The 15,212-nt window shown below is 61.3% G+C and carries 14 protein-coding genes and 1 tRNA gene; 5 read left to right on the forward strand and 10 right to left on the reverse strand.

All coding sequences use genetic code 11. The features are described 5' to 3' along the window. Window position 1: 1 nt before the first annotated feature. The 8 genes from NKI64_RS14030 to NKI64_RS14065 form a co-directional block, all read right to left on the reverse strand. Window positions 2-907, reverse strand: a complete 906-nt coding sequence (locus NKI64_RS14030) for a hypothetical protein (RefSeq protein WP_155922473.1) — start codon at window positions 905-907, stop codon at window positions 2-4. 9 nt (window positions 908-916) lie between these two features. Beyond that, on the reverse strand, window positions 917-2,080 hold the full coding sequence (locus NKI64_RS14035) for an isovaleryl-CoA dehydrogenase (protein WP_352668424.1): 1,164 nt from the start codon (window positions 2,078-2,080) through the stop codon (window positions 917-919). Continuing rightward, window positions 2,049-2,693: a TetR/AcrR family transcriptional regulator gene (locus NKI64_RS14040; protein ID WP_352668426.1), complete on the reverse strand. Its 645-nt coding sequence runs from the start codon at window positions 2,691-2,693 to the stop codon at window positions 2,049-2,051. Before NKI64_RS14040 ends, NKI64_RS14035 begins: the two co-directional genes overlap by 32 nt. A 69-nt stretch (window positions 2,694-2,762) precedes the next feature. Continuing rightward, window positions 2,763-3,053, reverse strand: a complete 291-nt coding sequence (locus NKI64_RS14045; protein ID WP_352668662.1) for an acylphosphatase — start codon at window positions 3,051-3,053, stop codon at window positions 2,763-2,765. A gap of 146 nt (window positions 3,054-3,199) precedes the next feature. Continuing rightward, on the reverse strand, window positions 3,200-4,312 hold the full coding sequence (locus NKI64_RS14050) for a pyridoxal phosphate-dependent aminotransferase (protein ID WP_352668430.1): 1,113 nt from the start codon (window positions 4,310-4,312) through the stop codon (window positions 3,200-3,202). A 249-nt stretch (window positions 4,313-4,561) separates the two neighbouring features. Then, the gene (locus NKI64_RS14055; RefSeq protein WP_352668432.1) at window positions 4,562-5,734 is read right to left on the reverse strand and encodes a porin; all 1,173 of its coding nucleotides are present in this window, start codon (window positions 5,732-5,734) and stop codon (window positions 4,562-4,564) included. A gap of 123 nt (window positions 5,735-5,857) precedes the next feature. Then, complete coding sequence (locus tag NKI64_RS14060) at window positions 5,858-6,100, reverse strand: GIY-YIG nuclease family protein (protein WP_352668665.1); 243 nt, start codon at window positions 6,098-6,100, stop codon at window positions 5,858-5,860. Window positions 6,101-6,369: 269 nt separating this feature from the next. Continuing rightward, window positions 6,370-6,460 (reverse strand) — tRNA-Ser (locus NKI64_RS14065). Between the two features lie 464 nt (window positions 6,461-6,924). Between NKI64_RS14065 and NKI64_RS14070 the strand changes: the two genes are divergently transcribed. Together NKI64_RS14070 and NKI64_RS14075 are read left to right on the forward strand one after the other, a co-directional pair. After that, complete coding sequence (locus NKI64_RS14070; protein WP_352668434.1) at window positions 6,925-8,070, forward strand: porin; 1,146 nt, start codon at window positions 6,925-6,927, stop codon at window positions 8,068-8,070. Between the two features lie 241 nt (window positions 8,071-8,311). Next, window positions 8,312-9,388: a tyrosine-type recombinase/integrase gene (locus NKI64_RS14075; protein ID WP_023747469.1), complete on the forward strand. Its 1,077-nt coding sequence runs from the start codon at window positions 8,312-8,314 to the stop codon at window positions 9,386-9,388. Between the two features lie 59 nt (window positions 9,389-9,447). Here the strand turns inward: NKI64_RS14075 and NKI64_RS14080 are convergent, their stop codons facing one another. Together NKI64_RS14080 and NKI64_RS14085 are read right to left on the reverse strand one after the other, a co-directional pair. Continuing rightward, complete coding sequence (locus NKI64_RS14080; protein WP_023747468.1) at window positions 9,448-10,350, reverse strand: alpha/beta fold hydrolase; 903 nt, start codon at window positions 10,348-10,350, stop codon at window positions 9,448-9,450. Window positions 10,351-10,661: 311 nt separating this feature from the next. Continuing rightward, window positions 10,662-12,695, reverse strand: a complete 2,034-nt coding sequence (locus NKI64_RS14085) for a lytic transglycosylase domain-containing protein (protein ID WP_352668438.1) — start codon at window positions 12,693-12,695, stop codon at window positions 10,662-10,664. Window positions 12,696-12,972: 277 nt separating this feature from the next. Here NKI64_RS14085 and dapA point away from each other — a divergent pair, with 277 nt between their 5' ends. The 3 genes from dapA to NKI64_RS14100 all read left to right on the forward strand — a co-directional run bounded on the left by dapA (window position 12,973) and on the right by NKI64_RS14100 (window position 15,200). Further along, window positions 12,973-13,854 (forward strand): 4-hydroxy-tetrahydrodipicolinate synthase, encoded by an 882-nt coding sequence (gene dapA / locus NKI64_RS14090; protein ID WP_023822747.1) that lies wholly within the window; start codon window positions 12,973-12,975, stop codon window positions 13,852-13,854. A 25-nt stretch (window positions 13,855-13,879) separates the two neighbouring features. Beyond that, window positions 13,880-14,359: an SsrA-binding protein SmpB gene (gene smpB / locus NKI64_RS14095; protein ID WP_023687280.1), complete on the forward strand. Its 480-nt coding sequence runs from the start codon at window positions 13,880-13,882 to the stop codon at window positions 14,357-14,359. Between the two features lie 70 nt (window positions 14,360-14,429). Further along, complete coding sequence (locus tag NKI64_RS14100) at window positions 14,430-15,200, forward strand: glycoside hydrolase family 25 protein (RefSeq protein ID WP_245260712.1); 771 nt, start codon at window positions 14,430-14,432, stop codon at window positions 15,198-15,200. Window positions 15,201-15,212: the final 12 nt, after the last annotated feature.

The following is a 15,212-nucleotide window of genomic DNA, read 5'->3' on the forward strand; positions in this document are numbered from 1 at the left end:
CCTATTGCTCTGCCACGACTTGCAGCTTGCCGTCACGGCGCTCGAAAATGTACTCGGAGAGAAGATCAGGTTCGGTCTTGAAAACCTTGTCGATAAATGAGCGAGCAAACTGAACCGCATTGGGAAGCCGCTTGTCTACAACGACGATGGCATCGCGTTTTGGAATGGCTATGAAAACGCCGTTGGGGAATTGCGGTCCAAGCGTGGCCCAGAATTTTTCGGTCAGGAGGAGAGCGGGTGAGATGGCCTCATCCCCTTCGACGGTGAAGATCGATATCCCGTCGAGGATACGCTCCTGCTTGACCTTCGTAATCTGCTTGTTGATGTTTTCCAGAGCAAGCTGGCGAAGCTGTGCGAGTGAGCGGTCTCCAACATCGTCAAGCCGGACGCTGGCGAGCGAGTCCTCATTGTCGATCTGGTAAAGGATCACGACGTCACCCGCCAAGGTTTCAAACGCCGGTCCTTTGTCGGGCTCTGTGCCATCGCCTTTGAAAGCGTCGAGATGTTCGCGCGGTCGAATGTTGGCAATCAGTAGATCGGCCTGGAAGCCGCTTTCGCTATCGCTGAGCACGAGCGTGGTTAGAAAACGTTCGATTTCGGTTTCCGCCTCTCCCGCCGGCAGGTCGCGAATGCGGCCTAGCAGGTTCGTAACGTCCACCTGAAGATGAATATCCTTGCCGGTAGAACCGACCCTGGTTACGTCAAGACGCGCCGGATCGGCGGGGTTGGGAATTGCTTGCTTGACTCGGCTGTCAGCCTTCAGGCGGGAAATGACTTCAACCCGCAGTGCTGCAACGTCTCGAAATTGCGGCATATCTGAAGAGGCGGCATTCGCAAATCCCGACAATGGGATCAATGCGACGATAGTCCGTGCTAATACTCCAAGGTATTTTGGCAAACCAGGCATTGAAATCGCTCACACCCCTTCCGCCATGATCTCGCGTCCGATCAGCCAGCGGCGAATCTCACTGGTCCCGGCGCCGATCTCGTAGAGCTTGGCGTCGCGCAACAGCCGGCCGGTCGGATACTCGTTGGTATAGCCGTTGCCGCCAAGCAGCTGGATGGCGTCGAGCGCCATCAGCGTCGCTTTTTCGGCGGCAAACAGCACGCAGCCAGCGGCATCCTTGCGTGTCGTCTGGCCGCGATCGCAGGCAGCCGCGACAGCGTAAACGTAAGCGCGCGCGGCGTTCATCGTCGAATACATGTCGGCAAGTTTGCCCTGCACGAGCTGGAACTCGCCGATCGGCTGGCCGAACTGCTTGCGCTCATGCACATAGGGGATCGCCACGTCGAGACAGGCCGCCATGAGCCCGAGCGGGCCGCCGGCGAGCACGGTGCGCTCATAGTCGAGGCCCGACATCAGGACCTCGACGCCGCGGCCCTCCTCATGCAGCACATTGTCATAGGGCACCTCGACATTGTCGAACACCAGTTCGCCGGTGTTGGAGCCGCGCATGCCGAGCTTGTCGAGCTTTGGCGATGCCGAGAAGCCGGCCATGGTCTTTTCGACGATGAAGGCGGTGATGCCGCGCGATTTCCGCTCCGGATCGGTCTTGGCGTAGACCACCAGCGTTTCGGCGTCGGGGCCGTTGGTGATCCACATTTTCGAGCCGTTGAGCACATAGCGGTCGTTGCGCTTTTCGGCGCGCAGCTTGAGCGAGACGACGTCGGAGCCGGCGCCCGATTCCGACATGGCCAGCGCACCTGCCCTTTCGCCCGAGCACAATGCCGGCAGGAATTTCTCCTTCTGCGCCGGCGTCGCCCAGCGGTTGATTTGGTTGACGCAGAGGTTCGAATGGGCGCCGTAGGAGAGACCAACCGAGCCCGAGGCGCGCGAAATCTCTTCCACCGCAATGACGTGGGCAAGATAGCCCATGCCGCTGCCGCCGAAATCGGGATCAGCGGTGATGCCGAGAAGGCCGAGCGCGCCGAGCTCTTTCCACAGATGCGTGGGGAATTGATTGCTGCGGTCGATCTCGGCAGCGATCGGCGCTATTTTCTCCTGGGCAAAGCGGCGCACCAGATCGCGTAGCGCCTCGATGTCCTCGTCATGCCCGAAGCTGAGTGTGCTCGTGTACATGCCGTTCCTCCCCGATTTCGATCTTCGCGCCAACCAGGCGCATTGTCATTGAAAGATATGTCGCCGTGACTTCAGCCATCGACAGCCGCTCGCCCGGCCGGAACCAGACGATGACGCCGGTCATCATCTGGATCAGGGCCATGGCAGTGAGCCCGGTGTCATCGACACTGAAGGCGCCGGCCTCCGCGCCGTCGCGCAGGATGGCGCGCAACTCCTTCTCATAGGCGGTGCGCATGCGCAGGATCTGCGTCAGCCGGTCATGCGACAGGCTGCGCAATTCCATGTTCGAGACATGGGTGGAGTGGCGGCGCTCGATGTGGAAAGCGATGTGGTTTTCGACATAGGCGGCAAGCCGCGTTGCCGGATCGGCTGCGTCGGGGCGTGCGGCGTCCCACGCTTCCATCAGCCCTTCCATATGTTCGCGCATCAGCGTGAACAGCAGGTCTTCCTTGGTCGGAAAATAGCGGTAGAGCGCGGCCGCCTGGACGCCGACCTCGGCGGCAAGCTGCCGCATCGACGTCGCCTCATAGCCGAAGCGGGCGATCAGGCTGACCGCTGCCTCGCGGACGGCCGCTTCAGTTTTTTCGCCATCGGATCCCGTTGTGCGTGCCATGATCGCCTCCCGGTATTTAGTAATAAAACGAACGTTCAATTAATTCAAGATGCAATAAAGTGGTTCCGTCTAGACGATGATCCGAAAGTCGATGGGCGCGTCGAGGAGTTCGAATTCTTCGATCTCGACCTTCGAAACCGAAGCTCCCCGTGGCCCTTGCCGGAGCCGTTCGATCATTGTGGAAACCGCAGCATCGGCACCGGCAATCGAGGCCGTCACCGTGCCGTCTCGTTCATTGCGTACCCAACCTACGAGGCCAAGCTCTATCGCTTCGCGTCGCGCCCACATCCGATAGCCGACGCCTTGCACCTTACCATGCACGCGCGCCTGCACCGCCTTTTGCCGGTCGTTATCTCCCATGCTCAAGAACTGGCGCGGGATCGGACGAAAGCAACAGCCTTGAACGGTTGGATTGTTGTTGGATCGACGGAAGCCGGGGACCCGGCTGATTCTGTCTTGGCCTTTGGCGGCATTGGCAGGCCGTGTCGCGACGGCAATCGGCCGGGCTAATTTCCCCGCGCAGCGGCGAGCGCGCCGGGCAGTTCCTCGGCAAAGATGTCGAGCTCATGATCGAGGCCGACGCTGACCCTTATGCAACGGTCGAGCCCTGGCGCCATTGGTTTGCGAATGAACACGTCGCGCGACAAAAGATTTTGCAGCACTTTCAGCGCGAAGGCGCCGTCCTTGCCGCAATCGATGGTGACGAAATTGGTCGCCGATGGCAGCGGCTTCAGCCCGTTCGTCTCGGCAATCCCGGCTATACGTGTGCGTCCGGCAGCGACTCGCGCCACCACGCTGTGCAGCCAGTCCTGGTCGGCCAGCGCCTCGACGCCGGCGATCTGCGCCATGCGGCTGACGCCGTAATGGTTGCGGATCTTCTCGAAATCGCGGATCACCTCAGCCTCGGCCACCGCATAGCCGCAGCGAATGCCGGCCAGCCCGTATGCCTTGGAGAAGGTGCGCATGCGGATGACGTTGGGCCGCGCGACATCGATCGGCGGCAGCGCCGAGGCCGGCCCCAATTCGCCATAGGCCTCGTCGAGCACCAGCATGGTGGTTTCCGGCAACGCTTCGACGAAGCGGGTGATATCTCCTGCTTCCCACCAGCTGCCCATCGGATTGTCCGGATTGGAGAGATAGACCAGCGGCGCCTTCTCCTTGATAATTGCCTTGAGCAGTCCATCCAGACTTTCCTTGTCGTTCTCGTAAGGCACCGTGACCAGCCGGCCGCCGACGCCGGCAATGTGGAAATTGAACGTCGGATAGGCGCCGAGCGAGGTGACCACCGCGTCGCCAGGCGCGACATACATGCGCGCCACTAGGCTAAGCAGCCCGTCTATGCCTTCGCCGACCACGACGTTTTCGGCGCCGACGCCGAGATGGCGGGCCGCAGCCTGCTTCAGATCGTAATTGTCGGGATCGCAATACATCCACTGGTCACGCGCGACGCGCTCCATACGGGCGATAACGCGCGGCGAAGGCCCGAAACTGCTCTCATTGGCGCCGATGCGGGCGCGAAAAGCACGTCCGCGCTCGCGCTCCTGCGCTTCCGGTCCGACAAACGGCACCGTGGAGGGAAGCGCGCCGACAAGCGGCGTGAGGGCAGGGCGCTGGCGCATGGCAAAAGCTCACGAGAAGATGAGCCTTCTTGCTAGCGTGCCCGATAGGACGGCGCAAGTTCTGGCGCGGCTGGAAATAGTGGCCATGACGCCCGGGATGAAATCGGCGCGGGTGGCCACGCTCTACGACCTGACTGCCGGTAGGCGGCAGCCTTTTGAAGGCCACTGCAGCCAATGACATGGCGACGGATGCTTCAAAAAAACCCGGCGGTTGCCCGCCGGGTTTGCTTTTCAGCCAGGCTGAGCGTCTTAGAACGAGCGCTGGAAGCGGAGGAGACCGCCGATGCTGCTCTTCTTGTCGGCGTTGGTGAAGTTGGAGAAATTGGCGTCGTCGAACTTGCCTGCATTGAGGTAGTCGACTTCGGCCGTGACCGTGAAGCCGGGAACAACGTCGTAGGCGATGTTGGCGGCAACACCGAGATTCTTCCATTCGTCATACGAGACCTGGGCATTGAACGAGGTCTTCTCGTTGATGGTGTAGGTGCCACCACCCCAGAAAGCCCAGTTGCCGCCCCACTGCTTGTAGAAGCCGCGGCCGCCGGCGTCGATCGCATAGCTCGAGTCCGTCAAATTGTCGTCGGTGCCGTAGCCGCCCATGATGAACAGCGACAGGTTCTGCATCGGGGTGACGTCCAAACGCACCTTGCCGGCGACTTCTTCATAGTTGCTGTCGTAAGCGACGACGCCGGTGATGGCGCCCCAGCCCTGCGTATACTTCAGACCGCCGACGACATGCGGAACGTAGCTGTCGATCGTGTCGAAGCCCGAGCCCTCTTCGAGAGAGACGACGGCCGAGAAGCCGTTGCCCGCATCGAAGTAGTACTGGACCACGTTGGTATCGAAATCGCCGTAGGGAACGAGCGTATCCTGGAGCACGTTACCGGCGTAGCCGATGAACGTGTCGAAGGCCGATTCGTCCTTGCCGACCCGCAAGCCACCGAGTTGGATCCAGGCGAAGTTCAGCGAAACGTTCTTGTTGCCGGCAGGGTTGGAGTTGAACTCGTCTGCTTCGGTAGTCGGATCGTCTGCCGACGGGTAGCCGTTACGGTTGCCGAAGTTGAAGCGGGTCTCGGTGTAGGTCTTCAAGGTGCCGAGCTCGGTTTCCTGGCCGGTCCAGGTCTTCAGCGTGAAACGGGCATTCTTGTAGAAGGTATCCTGCTCGTCGCCATCCTTATGGTCGAACGACCTCGCACCGTCGAACGAGCCGACATCACCCACGCCGATGTCGTAACGGACATAGCCGCCGATGCGCAGGCAGGTTTCGGTGCCGGGAATGTAGAAGTAGCCGGCGCCGTAAACGTCGCAGATCTTGACGTATTCAGCCGGTTCCGGCTCGGCGACGACGACGGCGTCGGCGGCGCGCGCACCGGAAACTGCGATCAAGGCCGCAGCGGAGCCGAGGAGAAGGCTCTTAATGTTCATTTTCTGACCTCCAGTCAGAATCGAACAAGACAGTGAAGCCGGCGACAGGCGTTTTCTCTGTAACCAATTGTTATTGTTGAAGTTTATTGAAATAATGGACCTTTGCGGCAGGTGATGCGGCCATCACCACAGGCGCTTGTTGGCGAAAGCATGCCCTGAACCGGATTTGAGATAGCGCTCGAATGAAGCTGCCTTGGCCTGGTTCGAAAAGGCCATATAGCTGACGATCCGCCACGGCAGAAACTTGGATGTATGGCTGGATTTCCCCGCATTGTGCTCGACGAGCCGTCGTTTCAGGTCCGTCGTTATGCCGATATAGCGTTCGCCTTCCGCAGCCGTACTCTCCAGAAGATACACATACCACATGAGCTGCTCTCCTTTGCCGGGGCCTCGGAGGGCATCCTCTCCGCCATCCTGCTTCGCGCTGAGGTGGGCTTGTCCTGCGAAGCTCGAAGAGCGAAGCAGGACTGCCAATCGAATTTTGCAAGGGATTCTCTGGGCTTACGCTGTGCGGCACGTAGCACACCACACGGTCCGGCCCTCCTACGCCAAGGCTTCGGAGGGCATCCTCTCCGCCATCCTGCTTCGCGCTGAGGGTTGGGCTTGTCCTGCGAAGCTCGAAGAGCGAAGCAGGATGGCGGAGAGGATGGGATTCGAACCCACGAGAAGCTTTTGACCTCTACTCCCTTAGCAGGGGAGCGCCTTCGACCACTCGGCCACCTCTCCGTTGCGCCGCTGGATAAAGAAAAGCGCGGGCACAATCAACAAGCCGGCGCCATTATCTCTGAAAATTCCGGATTTGGCCGCAGCGCCGCCTTTTGCATGCGGCGAATCTGCGGCGGTTCCCTGGCTGTCGAGTCGGCGACATGGCCGCAATCTCGGCCGGCCGTCGCCGGATTCGGCCGCATTCGGGCGCTGCCGCAAAGGCTTCCGGGCCCTTCGATAGTTAATGAGAGCTTTCTGGCTGAGGCCAAATCGTGTCATTTGTGCAACAACGCCGGGGGATAGCACCCGCACAGCCCTTTCGCCGGTACGATCGTGGTTGAACGCCGCCGCCTCATGGGTAATGTCGATTTCGAAGGAGCGGCGCGGTGCGCATCTTTTTCGGTAGTGGGGATGGGGCAGGGAACGCTGTCCTTCAGCAAAGAATACCCAGACCCGTTTTTTAACTTTTGACTGGAGGTCAGAAAATGAACATTAAGAGCCTTCTCCTCGGCTCCGCTGCGGCCCTGATCGCAGTTTCCGGTGCGCGCGCCGCCGACGCCGTCGTCGTCGCCGAGCCGGAACCGGCTGAATACGTCAAGATTTGCGACGTTTACGGCTCGGGCTACTTCTACATCCCCGGCACCGAAACCTGCCTGCGCATCGGCGGCTATGTCCGTTACGACATCGGCGTCGGCGACGTCGGCTCGTTCGACGGTGCGGTTACCGGCGATGCTCAGGATGGCAGCGCCAATGACACCTACCGCAAGAAGGCCCGTTTCGCGCTGAAGACCTGGACCGGCCAGGAAACCGAACTCGGCACCTTGAAGACCTACACCGAGACCCGCTTCAACTTCCAGAACAGCAACAACTACTTCTTCGACAACGAAGCTGGAAACACCGGGGCCTCGCTGAACTTCGCCTGGATCCAGCTCGGTGGCCTGCGCGTCGGTAAGGACGAATCGGCCTTCAACACGTTCATCGGCTACGCCGGCAACGTGATCCAGGATACGCTGGTTCCCTACGGCGATTTCGACACCAACGTCGTCCAGTACTACTTCGATGCGGGCAACGGCTTCTCGGCCGTGGTCTCTCTCGAAGAAGGCTCGGGCTTCCGGACGATCGACAGCTATGTCCCGAACGTCGTCGGCGGCGTGAAGTACACGCAGGGCTGGGGCGCCATTACCGGCGTCATCGCTTACGACAGCAACTACGAAGAAGTGGCCGGCAAGGTTCGCTTGGACGTCACCGTGTCGCAGGCCCTGTCGCTGTGGGTCATGGCCGGCTACGGCACCGACGACAACCTCAACGATCCGGCGAATGTCAAGGATGTCTTCGGTCGCGGCTACTTCAAGCAGTGGGGTGGCAACTGGGCTGTCTGGGGTGGTGGCACGTACACCATCAACGAGAAGACTAGGTTCAATGCTCAGGCTTCGGCTGACGACGCGAAGAACTATGCCCTGGCAGCGAACATTGAATACGATGTCGTGCCTGGCCTGACGATCACGGCTGAAGTTGATTACGACCACTACGGCGGGTTCAACGATCCTGCGAGCTACACCAACGTGGACTGGACCAACGCCCGGCAAAAAGACAGCGTCGGCGGTATCCTCCGCTTCCAGCGCTCGTTCTAAGGGCTGGGTTTATACAGGTGAAATTCAGCCCGGGCGCATCTACGCCCGGGCTGTTTTTGTTTCGTGACTGGAACAAGGCAAGCAGAAGGAACAGGGGGTATCGGCAGCTGAACAGTCCGTAGGGTGAGTTTGTGGGATCCGCTGATGGGCGGATGAATTCACAACTGCGTGATTAAATCTCTTGAAAGGACGCTTCCAAGCGGGTAGGTCTGACTCTATCCACTCGGGGGTGTGGCAATTTATGACCATCGACGCGATACAAGAGGGTGACCCCTCCGAACATTTCTCAATGTTCTCTTCTCAAAATGCGAAGATAAAATACAGCTACAACAAGATCAGAGAAGTAAGGTCGCACCGGGTCGGAGAGCTTTTTTCAGCATACCGAGACATACTCTGGGATGATGGGCGGCATAAATACAATGTCAGCTCCTTCATCGGCGAAATAGACGAGATTCTCCTCGGAGAACGGTTCAGCGCCTTTGACCAGAGCACCCTGGACAATCTTATCGGCACCTTGCGCCAGCGCGGCAACAGCAACGCAACCATCAATCGAAAGATGGCTGCCCTCAGCAAACTGCTGCGCAAGGCTTACAAGATGGGGGATATCCACAGCCTGCCCGAGTTCCGCCGCCAGAAGGAGCGGGCGGGACGGATTCGTTTCCTCGAAAGGGACGAAGAAGCAAGGCTGTTCGCCGCCATCAGGACCCGCAGCGAGGATGCCTACCGTCTCTCGGTCTTTCTCGTCGACAGCGGTTGCCGCCTTGGCGAAGCGCTCGGACTGATCTGGAACGACATCCAGGAACATCGCGTCTCGTTCTGGATCACCAAATCCGGCCGCAGCCGCACCATCCCGATGACCGAGCGGGTCAAGGAGGTGATCAAACTGCCCCCGTCAGAGGGCCGCCGGCCCAAGGGTCCGTTCACCAAACTCAGCCAGGCACAGTTTCGCGCCATCTGGAACGATGCCAAGGTCGAAGTCGGTCTCGGCGCCGACGACCAGGTGGTTCCGCACATCTTGCGTCACACCTGTGCCTCGCGTCTGGTCCAGGGCGGCATCGACATCCGCCGCGTGCAGATGTGGCTCGGCCACCAGACGCTTTCGATGACCATGCGCTATGCGCATCTGGCCACCAACGATCTCGACGGCTGCGTTGTCGTGCTGGAAACGCCCCGCGGCGAGGGGTTATCCGGCGATGGAAAAAGCTCGGCCTTCGCATCGCCGCTGACCACGGCCTCAGTGCCAGCGCCTGCTCAAAAAAGTAAAGCGGCAGCGGCGAAGGCACCCAAGGCGCCCCGGAAAAGCTCGAAAGCCAAATAGTTACCCAAGGCTTTCATATACTGCCTCGGCAACCCCAGGATCATCTTTGATCTTGGGGTTTACTTTTTCTGGGCCGCATTTGGTACTCCATCCAGGAAAGCCGCGATAGCGCCCGGCAGATTGCCTGTCTCCAGGAAGGGCGCATGGCCCTGGCCCTCGACGGTGATCGCTTCCATGCCGGAATGACGCTTTTGCATCTCGTCGAGTGTGTCGGCCGACAGGAGTTTCGAGTTGGCGCCGCGAATGGCAAGCAAAGGTATGGCCGCCAGCGCCTCGAACTGCGGCCACAGATCCGGCAACGGCTTGCTGAGGTCGAGGCCCGCCACCGTCTCGACCAGCTGCGTGTCGAAATCCGGCAGCAGGAGGCCTTCGTCCGTCTCGCGGTAGAGGGCCGACACCATCCGCTCCCAATCCGCTGCGGTCAGAGCGGGAAAATCCGCGCCGTGAGCGACGCGTTGGGCATCGATCGCCTCAGCGCGGCTCTTCGGTTTCGGTGCCGGGTCGAGATAGGTTTGGATATAGGCGAGCCCCGCGGCCTCGATCACCGGTCCGATGTCGTTCAGCACGATGGCTTTCAGCGCGGCCGGCCGCAGCGCGCCGAGCACGTGGATGATCAGCCCGCCGCGCGAGGTGCCGATAAAGGCCGCTTCCTCGACGTTCAGAGCGGCCAGTCCGGCGAGGACATCGCCGGCTTCGATGCCGACATTGTAGTGGCAGATATCAGGATCGTAAGCGGACTGGCCGCGGCCACGGTAGTCGAAGGCGATGACCTTGCGCGGATTGTCGGTTCGCTGCGACAGATAAAGCGCCAGCTCATGGAAATCGCGCGCGTTGCGGGTCAGGCCGGGCAGGCAAACGACCTGCCAGTCTGCCGAATTGGTCTCGCCATAGACGCGGGCGTGAAGCTTGAGCCCGTCCGGCGCGGTGTAGAAAAAGTCGGAGAAGCCGTCGGTGCTCGACATATTAAAAGGACTCCCTGTCCGGATTGTCTCCGTCTGCTACAGGCGAGGGTGGGAGCGGTCAAATCGAGGGTTGTCGGCAAGCTGACACTCTTGGAAATGTCGGAGGGACAGCGCCCCCCTCTGTCCTGCCGGACATCTCCCCCACGAGGGGGGAGATTGGCGGTTCAGGCGCTACGCCCTTCCTTCGACGTTGGAGATTGGCGAAATCGGCAACGATAGCTGATCTCCCCACTCGTGGGGGAGATGTCCGGCAGGCCAGAGGGGGGCGCGAAGGATCGCCAACGTCTGCCCATGGCGACAGCTCTGCCGCCTCAACCCCGCCCGTTCACCAAATCCCCAACGATGTCGTACTTCCCCGAAATACGCATCTTGTAGACCTCGTAATTCTCCATCACGCGCTGCACGTAACTTCTTGTTTCGGTGTAGGGAATCCGCTCGATCCAGTCGACGACGGCGTCGATGCCCTTGCCGCGCGGGTCGCCGTACTTGGCTACCCATTGGCTGGCGCGGTTGGGGCCGGCATTGTAGCCGGCGAAGGTCAGCACATAGGAGCCGCCGAAGCGGTCGAGCTGCTCGACGAGGAAGGCAGCCCCCAACGTCGCATTGTAGCCGGCATCGCTGGTCAGCCGATCCTGGGAAAAGCTCAGTCCTGCCTTCTTCGCCAATTGCTTGGCGGTGCCCGGCATCAGCTGCAGCAGGCCGCGCGCGCCGGCACTGGAGACGGCGCCGACATTGAATTCGCTTTCCTGGCGGGCGATCGCATAAGCCAGCGCCTTGCCCGAACCGGAAATGTCGGCGGTGTCGGGAATGACGCCCAGCGGATGCGACAGCGCGCCGACATCGATGCCGCGCGCGCCGGCGATCTTGCCGATCTTCAGCGCCATGAAATGATTGCCCTGCTTTTCCGCCAGCACGGCAAGCAGCGCCAGCTCGCCGGGGCTGGTCAACTGCCCGGCGAGGTCGCGGTAAAGCGTCTCGGCATAGCGGTCGTAGCCCGCCTCCTGCAGCCGCTTGATGGCGCTGACGGCTTCGCGGCCGTCAAAGCTTTGGCGGTCGACAGTGCTTGGCTCGGGATAGGCGATGTTCAGCGTGCGCAAGCCAACCCGTTCCGCCGCCAACTGCCCGTAGAAAGTGGTGCCATAGGCTGCCGCCTTGGTGAAATAATCCTTCGCATTGCCGGGACCGCCGACTTCCGCCGCGCGGCCAAGCCAGTAATAGGCGCGTGACAGCGACATCGGTCCCTGCGCGAGATCGGCGATGCGGGCAAAATGGGTCGAGGCCGTCGCAGGATCGTTGAGGCCGCGCAGCGCATACCAGCCGGCGTGGAATTCAGCCTCGGCGGCGCTGGCGGGACTTTCGGCGGCGTGCGCGGCAACGATCTTGTAGGCGGTCTTCCAGTCGCTCTGATCGACCAGCGCGCGCGACAGCACGCGGCGTTCTACCCACCAGGCATCGGGATCGACCAACGCGTCGCGGTTCGTTGGCGCTTTCATCATCACCGCGGCGGCGTCCGCAAACTTCCGCTGCTTGCGCAGATATTCGGCTTGCGCGAAGAAATAGCCGGCCGATTGCTGTGCGGCAGGCACTGCTTTCAACAGCTTGGCCGCGTTCTTGTCGCCACGCGAGGCGGCGGCCCAGGCATCGGCCAGCGGTTGCGCGCCGGCAAGGGTTGCGACCCGCAGCGCCGAATTCTCCCGGTCGGCATAAAACATCCGCTCCATGCGGAAACGATGGTCGGCAGCCGGAATGATGGCGCCAAACTCCTTGATGACGGCCGCCTCGTCCCTGGCTTCCAGCTTCTCGGTGCGCCAGAACGGCGACAGCACGGAAAGCGCCGCCTTGGTGTTGCCAAGAGCTCTATAGGAGCGGGCAAGGATGACCACGCCTTGAAAGGTCAGCGGCTGGCTGCCGTCAAAGGCTTTCACCACGGTCTGCGGCGAGGGGTTTTCGCGGTAGAGCGCGCGCTCGCTGTTCTTGCGCAAGGCCATGGTGCCCGGCCAGTTCGGCAGCATCTTTGCGGTATCGGCAATCTCGCTGCTCGGCACACGGTCGCCGCCATAGAGCGCGATCGCCCAGGCCAGGATATGACGGTCCAGCGAATTGGCCGGCAATGTTTCGCGCACCGCTCGTGCCGCGGCGATATCGCCGGTGGCCAATGCGTCGAGACCGCTTTTCAGCACGACGATACTGGCGGAGGGCGCATCGGTCTGCGCTCTGTCTTGCATGTCAGGCATCGGGATCGATGAGGTCGTCTGCTCGTCGACGCTCTCGTTTGCCGCCGTCCCCACTATCAGCAGGGCAACGGCGCCAAGCAATATGAAGCGGAGTGGCCGACTGGCCGGCATGATCCTGATCTTTCCCTGTTGCGGCACTTTAGATGGCAAGCCCAGGTGCCCGAGAGCCTAGACTTAGGTCGTGAAGAGCCCGTAAACAAAGGGTTATCCAGGCCGTTCGAATTGCGCTTGCTGGCACCATCGGCATGCTTGCCGCGCAACAGTGTCGAGACTATGGTGCGCGGCTTCGCTTTCGGCTAGAAGGCGCCCGATGCAGTCGCCCAAAAGTGGGAACCGGTTTTGGGACGACGACATGCATAAACAAACAAGTCCCAAGGAGTTGGACGACATGCTGAGAGGCTCGCTTACTGCGCTCGTGACGCCGTTCGAAAAGAGCGGACGTTTCGACGAGAAAGCCTTTCGCGCTTTCGTCGAATGGCAACTTGGCGAGGGCACGACGGGCCTCGTCCCGGTCGGCACCACCGGTGAGTCGCCGACGCTGTCGCATGACGAGCATCGCCATGTCGTCAAGGTCTGCATCGATGTGGCCAAGGGCCGCGCTCCGGTCGTCGCCGGCGCCGGCTCCAACAACACCGCGGAAGCGGTCGGTCTGGTGCAATATGCCGAGCAGGCGGGCGCCGATGCCGCTCTGGTCGTCACGCCTTATTACAACAAGCCAACACAGCGCGGCTTGTACGAGCATTTCGCCGCTGTCGCCAGGGCGACCAAGCTGCCGATCATCATCTACAACATCCCGCCGCGCTCGGTGATCGACATGATGCCGGAGACGATGGGCAGGCTGGCGCACGACTTCCAGAACATCGTCGGCGTCAAGGATGCCACCGGCAAGGTCGAGCGCGTGTCCGAACAGCGCGCCACCTGCGGCAAGGATTTCATCCAGCTTTCAGGGGAGGATGCCTCGGCGCTCGGCTTCAACGCCCATGGCGGCGTCGGCTGCATCTCGGTGACGTCGAATGTCGCGCCGCGGCTGTGCGCCGAGTTCCAGGAGGCCACGCTGTCCGGCGACAGCGCCAAGGCGCTGGAATTGCAGGACCGTCTGCTGCCGCTGCACAAGGCGATCTTCCTCGAGCCCGGCCTGTGCGGCGTCAAATACGCGCTGTCGAAAATTGGCAAGGTCGAGAACGTGGTGCGCTCGCCGCTGGTGACGATCGAGCCATCGACCGCCGAGAAGATCGATGCGGCGATGAAGCACGCCGGCTTGATAAACTAGGGATGAGGCGCCACCTCTCCACATCATGAACCAAGTCAGAAAAGCCGATCCCAACAACAAGACCGTTGCGGAAAACCGCAAGGCGCGGTTTTCCTATGAGGTGCTCGACACGGTCGAGGCCGGCCTTGTGCTGACCGGCACCGAGGTCAAGTCGCTGCGCCAGGGCCAGGCCAACATCCAGGACAGCTACGCCTCGGTCGAGGGCGGCGAGATCTGGCTGATCAACTCCTATCTGCCGGAATATCTGCAGGCCAACCGCTTCAACCATGAGCCCAGACGGCGCCGCAAGCTGCTGCTCAACAAGCGCGAGATGGCAAAACTGGCGCAGAGCATCGACCGCGAAGGCATGACGCTGGTGCCGCTCAAAATCTACTTCAACGACCAGGGCCGCGCCAAGCTGCTGCTTGCCGTCGGCCGCGGCAAGAAACTGCACGACAAGCGCGAGAGCGAAAAGCAGCGCGACTGGTCGCGCGAAAAGGGCCGGCTCATGAAGGAACGCGGCTAGAACCTCGGGCAGTCCCAGAAAAGCCAGACGTCGGCTTTCAGGTTTCGAACAGCTGCAGCAGCAAAACACGATGGGGGAAGGCTTGAAGAACCGGATCATCCTCTGGGGTGCGGCCAGTCTGGTCTTTGCGGGTCTTGTCGGGGCAGGCGGCTTCTTCTATTTCCGGGCCTTCTCGCCGGATCGTGACAGCTATCCGGTCAGGGGTATCGACGTTTCCCATCATCAGGGTGAGATCGACTGGCGGCGCGTTGCCGCCGACGATGTCGCCTTCGCGGTCATCAAGGCGACCGAGGGCGGCGACCATGTCGACGATGCCTTCGCCAAGAATCTGCGCGAGGCGCGCGCGGCCGGCCTCGCCGTCGGCGCCTATCACTTCTTCACCTTCTGCCGGCCGGGCGCCGACCAGGCGAAAAATTTCATCGCGGTGGTGCCGCACGACCAGCCGCTGCTGCCACCGGTCGTCGACATCGAATTCGGCGGCAACTGCCCGCAACGCCCGTCGCCGGAACAGCTGAGCGCGGAACTCCAGGCCTTCCTCGGACCGGTTGAAGCTGCGTTCGGCAAGCCGGCGATCATCTACCTGACCGACGAGGCTGAGGACGCCTATGCCGGACAGATGGCTGTGCGGCAGCGCTGGCTGCGCTCGCTGGCGTTCAAGCCGAGCGAGGACGGCTGGATTTACTGGCAGTACCACAATATGGGCCGTGTCGACGGGATCGAGGGCGATGTCGATCTCAACGTCCTGCAGGGTGGGCAGCAAACGCTGGCCGAGCTATTTGCTGCGCCCGCATCGCTCTCTTCGCAAAAGCCTCCATCGCCTGAACGAATCATCTGGCCTTGAGTTTGGCATCCG

It is taken from the genome of Mesorhizobium sp. M0478 (genome assembly GCF_040321305.1).
In the GTDB taxonomy this organism is placed as follows: Bacteria; Pseudomonadota; Alphaproteobacteria; order Rhizobiales; family Rhizobiaceae; genus Mesorhizobium.

Coding starts and splice junctions, on each gene's coding strand:
- NKI64_RS14030 (WP_155922473.1), bottom strand. CDS start 907: ATGCCTGGTTTGCCAAAATACCTTGGAGTATTAGCACGGACTATCGTC.
- NKI64_RS14035 (WP_352668424.1), bottom strand. CDS start 2,080: ATGTACACGAGCACACTCAGCTTCGGGCATGACGAGGACATCGAGGCG.
- NKI64_RS14040 (WP_352668426.1), bottom strand. CDS start 2,693: ATGGCACGCACAACGGGATCCGATGGCGAAAAAACTGAAGCGGCCGTC.
- NKI64_RS14045 (WP_352668662.1), bottom strand. CDS start 3,053: ATGGGAGATAACGACCGGCAAAAGGCGGTGCAGGCGCGCGTGCATGGT.
- NKI64_RS14050 (WP_352668430.1), bottom strand. CDS start 4,312: ATGCGCCAGCGCCCTGCCCTCACGCCGCTTGTCGGCGCGCTTCCCTCC.
- NKI64_RS14055 (WP_352668432.1), bottom strand. CDS start 5,734: ATGAACATTAAGAGCCTTCTCCTCGGCTCCGCTGCGGCCTTGATCGCA.
- NKI64_RS14060 (WP_352668665.1), bottom strand. CDS start 6,100: ATGTGGTATGTGTATCTTCTGGAGAGTACGGCTGCGGAAGGCGAACGC.
- NKI64_RS14070 (WP_352668434.1), top strand. CDS start 6,925: ATGAACATTAAGAGCCTTCTCCTCGGCTCCGCTGCGGCCCTGATCGCA.
- NKI64_RS14075 (WP_023747469.1), top strand. CDS start 8,312: ATGACCATCGACGCGATACAAGAGGGTGACCCCTCCGAACATTTCTCA.
- NKI64_RS14080 (WP_023747468.1), bottom strand. CDS start 10,350: ATGTCGAGCACCGACGGCTTCTCCGACTTTTTCTACACCGCGCCGGAC.
- NKI64_RS14085 (WP_352668438.1), bottom strand. CDS start 12,695: ATGCCGGCCAGTCGGCCACTCCGCTTCATATTGCTTGGCGCCGTTGCC.
- dapA (WP_023822747.1), top strand. CDS start 12,973: ATGCTGAGAGGCTCGCTTACTGCGCTCGTGACGCCGTTCGAAAAGAGC.
- smpB (WP_023687280.1), top strand. CDS start 13,880: ATGAACCAAGTCAGAAAAGCCGATCCCAACAACAAGACCGTTGCGGAA.
- NKI64_RS14100 (WP_245260712.1), top strand. CDS start 14,430: ATGGGGGAAGGCTTGAAGAACCGGATCATCCTCTGGGGTGCGGCCAGT.